The organism is Streptomyces sp. NPDC058964 (genome assembly GCF_042741275.1).
Lineage (GTDB): Bacteria > Actinomycetota > Actinomycetes > Streptomycetales > Streptomycetaceae > Streptomyces.
In genome coordinates, this window is the sequence record NZ_JBHYKH010000433.1 from 2,310 (window position 1) to 5,883 (window position 3,574).

Annotated in this window: 4 protein-coding genes; 1 reads left to right on the plus strand and 3 read right to left on the minus strand. The window is 73.3% G+C overall.

The window, feature by feature from the left end; all coding sequences use genetic code 11:
- Positions 1 to 203: 203 nt before the first annotated feature.
- Positions 204 to 380 (minus strand): hypothetical protein, encoded by a 177-nt coding sequence (locus ACFW2E_RS35900; RefSeq protein WP_384472905.1) that lies wholly within the window; start codon positions 378 to 380, stop codon positions 204 to 206.
- Positions 381 to 451: 71 nt separating this feature from the next.
- Positions 452 to 886, minus strand: coding sequence for an SRPBCC family protein (locus ACFW2E_RS35905; protein WP_384472908.1), 435 nt, complete (start codon positions 884 to 886; stop codon positions 452 to 454).
- 548 nt (positions 887 to 1,434) lie between these two features.
- On the opposite strand from ACFW2E_RS35905, the gene ACFW2E_RS35910 reads away from it, so the two are divergent.
- Entirely contained in the window at positions 1,435 to 1,998 is a 564-nt protein-coding gene (locus tag ACFW2E_RS35910; protein WP_384472911.1) for a hypothetical protein, read from the plus strand.
- On the opposite strand, the gene ACFW2E_RS35915 is transcribed toward ACFW2E_RS35910, so the two are convergent.
- On the minus strand, positions 1,943 to 3,238 hold the full coding sequence (locus ACFW2E_RS35915) for an FAD-dependent oxidoreductase (protein ID WP_384472913.1): 1,296 nt from the start codon (positions 3,236 to 3,238) through the stop codon (positions 1,943 to 1,945). The genes ACFW2E_RS35910 and ACFW2E_RS35915 overlap by 56 nt on opposite strands.
- Between the last annotated feature and the right edge of the window lie 336 nt (positions 3,239 to 3,574).

Here is a 3,574-nt window from a genome sequence, read left to right on the forward strand (position 1 = left end):
GCGTCCGGTTCGTGGTTCCGGGGGGCGCGGGTGATAAGCTCTGCCGGGCTTGGGGCCCGCCCCCCCGGGGGGGGGCCGGGGCCCCGGGGCGGGGCCCCGGCCACGCCGAAGCGACCCGTGCCGCCGCTGCTGTCCCCTGTTCCACAAGGTCATTGTGGCGTGGCTCGGGCCGTCTTCGCCGCCATGTGATCACTTGCCGGCGGTCACGGGTTCCGGGTGTCGTCCAGCCTCTCGCCCTCGGCCTGGGACGGTTCGGTCCTCGGGACGTCCGGATGCTGCTCCATGGCCGTGCGCTCGGCCGGTTCGTCGCGTTCGCCCTCGGCCTGGGAAGGGGTGTGAGAGTACAGCCATCTGTCGTAGTCCGAGGCTCCGGTCTTCATGGCAGGCCTCCCTTGGTGGCTCCTCTCCCATGGTCCCCCCCGACCCGTGGCGGGGCGAGGGCAGCAGGCGCTCATCGTCCTCCTTGCTCCAGGTACTCCCTGAACTGCTCCAGATCGCTGCGTACGAGCCGTTCGATCGCGTTCGCCTGGGCGAATCCCCTCGGACCGCCGAAGGTCTCCCTGATCACCGCGGGGTCGTACTCGACCCTTGCCTGGACGCGGGTCCGGTTCTTGTCGATCTCCTGGAGCGAGAACGAGCCCGTGAGTTCGGGGGCTCCCGTGGTGAGCCACTCCATCACCCGCTCGCCCTTCCGGTCGGACAGCTCCGCGTCGAATTCCTGGAGCCGGCCCCCGGTCTCGACATCCAGATGTGCTCGGCCTTCCGCCTCCGGACGTGCCTCGCGCACGCCGGCGAGGAAGCGCGGATATTGCTCCACCTCGTGCAGGCCGTCCCAGGCCCTGTCCAGCGGAACCGCGACGTCGACGTGTTCTTCGAGCGTGCTCATGGCTCACCTCCGGGTCGGCTCATGGCACTTGGCCTCCTGTTTCCAGTGTGCGCCCGGCAACCATGGGTGCTTGCGCGACTTCCACGGGTGAGGAGCGCCGGGACACCGCCGCCGCTGTCCCTGCGGCCGGGCCGCCCCGCAGCTCGTCCGTGAAATCCTCGCGCAGCAACGGATGTCGACGGTGGCCGGAACAGTTCGTGACGCGGGCATCGGCAGCGTGGCCGCGCCGGAAGGACCGAGCGAGGACGACCACCGTGCCGGAAGTGACACGCCACCCGCCGGAGACCAGCGGTCGGGCCGGGCGCTTGGCCGGGCCCCCTCGCCGTCCTGACGGAGCAGACCCGCCCCGAGGCCGAACGGGTCCGGGCCCGGATCCAGGCACTGGACGCGGCGGGCGGTCCCGTCGGAGGGGCACCACTGTGTCCCACATCACGCGCGGATCCAGCCCCTTGGGGCCGGATCGGGAAATACCGGTTCCGATGTTGCGGGTTGTCGTTCACAGCCGTGGGTTCTTCGGAGGCGGACATGGACCTGGAAGCCAGCCGGCGATGAGCCGGGCAACAGCGCGTACGGTGACGGCCCCCGCCGGGGAGGCCGCCGCGCCGGTTCCGGCTGCCTCCGCAGGCCGCCCCGGCCGCGACGAGTCGCTCGAACGGCGCCGGCGCCACACCATCGAGCTGCTGGCCGCGTCCGCCCTGGCCCTCGTTCCCTGGACGGTGCTCCTCGGGCTGACGCTGCCGTCCGACTACCAGGTACACGCCTGGCGGGCCACCTGGGTCGGCTTCGACATCCTGCTGCTCACCGCCTTCGCGGCGACGGCCGTCCTCGGCATCCGGCGGCACCAATGCGTGGTGATTCCCGCGCTGGCGACCGTGGTCCTGCTGGTGTGCGACGCGTGGTTCGACGTGTCACTCGCCCTGGGTACCCCGGACTTCTGGGCGTCCGCCGGGCTGGCCGTCTTCGTCGAACTGCCCACGGCGGCCTATGTCTTCCGCCGGGCGTACCGGCTGCTGCGCCTGCAGTGGACCGCAGACGGTTCCGGCAGCCCGCGACTCCTCATCCCCGACGCTGAGTCACCTGCCGCTCCCGGCCCGGTTCCGAAGGACCGCTGACCCCCGCGTGGACGGCCGCGGCCGGCGGACGCTCGCGCAGCGCGCCGTATGCGACGAAGTACGCGGGGAGGCGGCGTACCAGACGTGACCCGGTGAGCAGACCTGCCATCCGCCTCGCCCGGTCCACGCTGCCCAGGGGCGGCCGGCCCTGCAGGACGGGCGCGATGACGCGGGCGTGGGCCATCCGCTGGAGTGTCTGCGTGAGGACCGTGGTGGGACGCCGGCGGCGCTGCAGACCGCGTACGTCGCGCAGCCCCACGACGCCGCGGCGCAGCGGTTCGACCAGGTGGCGGGCCGCGGCGACGGCGTCCTCCACGGCGAGGTTGATGCCGATGCCGAAGACGGGGGACATCGCGTGCGCGGCGTCGCCGATGCACAGCAGGCCGGGGCGGTGCCACCGGCGCAGCCGGTCCAGGCGTACGTCGAGGAGCTTGACCTCGTCCCAGGAACGCAGGTGGTGGGTGCGATCCGCGATCCAGGGGACGGCGGCGGCGAAGTCGGCCCGGAAGCGGTCGAGTCCGGCGGCGCGGCGCTCCTGGTCTGTGCCCTTGGGGATGAGCGCGGCGCACTGCCAGTAGTCCCCGCGGTCGATCATCGCGGTGAGGAAGCGGTCGCCCGCACCGCCGACGAGTCCGGACGGGTCCCCCTCGTGCCGGGGGAGCCGGAACCACCAGGCGTCCATCGGGCAGCCGAAGCGGTGAAGTCCCAGTTCGGGCCGGGACCGGGCCAGTGATCCGCGGCCGTCGCAGGCGACCGTGAGGACGGCACGCAGTTCCCCGGCGCGGCCGTCCGAGGTGCGGTAGCGCACGCCGGTGACCCGGCCGCCCTCGACGATGAGGGAAGTCGCCTCGGTGTTCATCCGCAGCTCGAAGGAGGGCTCACGCCGGGCCTCGTCCGCCAGGAGGTCCAGCAGATCCCACTGGGGCACCATCGCCACGTAGTTGTAGGGGCCGCGCAGCACCGACAGGTCGGCGACCGTGACCGCCGATCGGCCTGCCCCGACGGGCAGCCGGACGGTGCGCACCCGGCGCTGGGGCAGCCGGGCGAAGCGCTCTGCCAGCCCCAGGTCGTCCAGCAGCGCCAGCGTCGAGGGGTGCACGGTGTCGCCGCGGAAGTCGCGCAGGAAGTCGCCGTGCTTCTCCAGCACCGTGACGGCGATGCCGGCCCGGGCCAGCAGCAGGGCGAGCACCATGCCCGCGGGGCCGCCCCCCACTACACAACAGGTGGTCCGCTCCTCCATCGCAGCCCTGCCCTTCAGGAGAGCATTAATTCACCACATGATGAATGCTATACCCCCTCCCGGACCGGACTCCGGCTCCGGACCGGCGCCCGCAGACTCTGCGCGCTGACGGCGGCACCACCTCCCGGGCCGAGGGCGAAGGCGGCCTCACCCCAGCCGCCCGAACCCCGGCCGTCGCCGGAACGGGCGTTTCCCCCATGCCCGGACGGACACCGGGCCACCGGCCGGGGGGGGGGGTGGGGGCGCGGGGCGCGGCCCGCCCCCCCCCCCGCACCCCCCCACCCCCCACCCCACCCGACGACAGGGCGCCGGCCCGCGGCGGGGGGGGGCGCGCGG

Coding starts and splice junctions, on each gene's coding strand:
- ACFW2E_RS35900 (WP_384472905.1), bottom strand. CDS start 380: ATGAAGACCGGAGCCTCGGACTACGACAGATGGCTGTACTCTCACACC.
- ACFW2E_RS35905 (WP_384472908.1), bottom strand. CDS start 886: ATGAGCACGCTCGAAGAACACGTCGACGTCGCGGTTCCGCTGGACAGG.
- ACFW2E_RS35910 (WP_384472911.1), top strand. CDS start 1,435: ATGAGCCGGGCAACAGCGCGTACGGTGACGGCCCCCGCCGGGGAGGCC.
- ACFW2E_RS35915 (WP_384472913.1), bottom strand. CDS start 3,238: ATGGAGGAGCGGACCACCTGTTGTGTAGTGGGGGGCGGCCCCGCGGGC.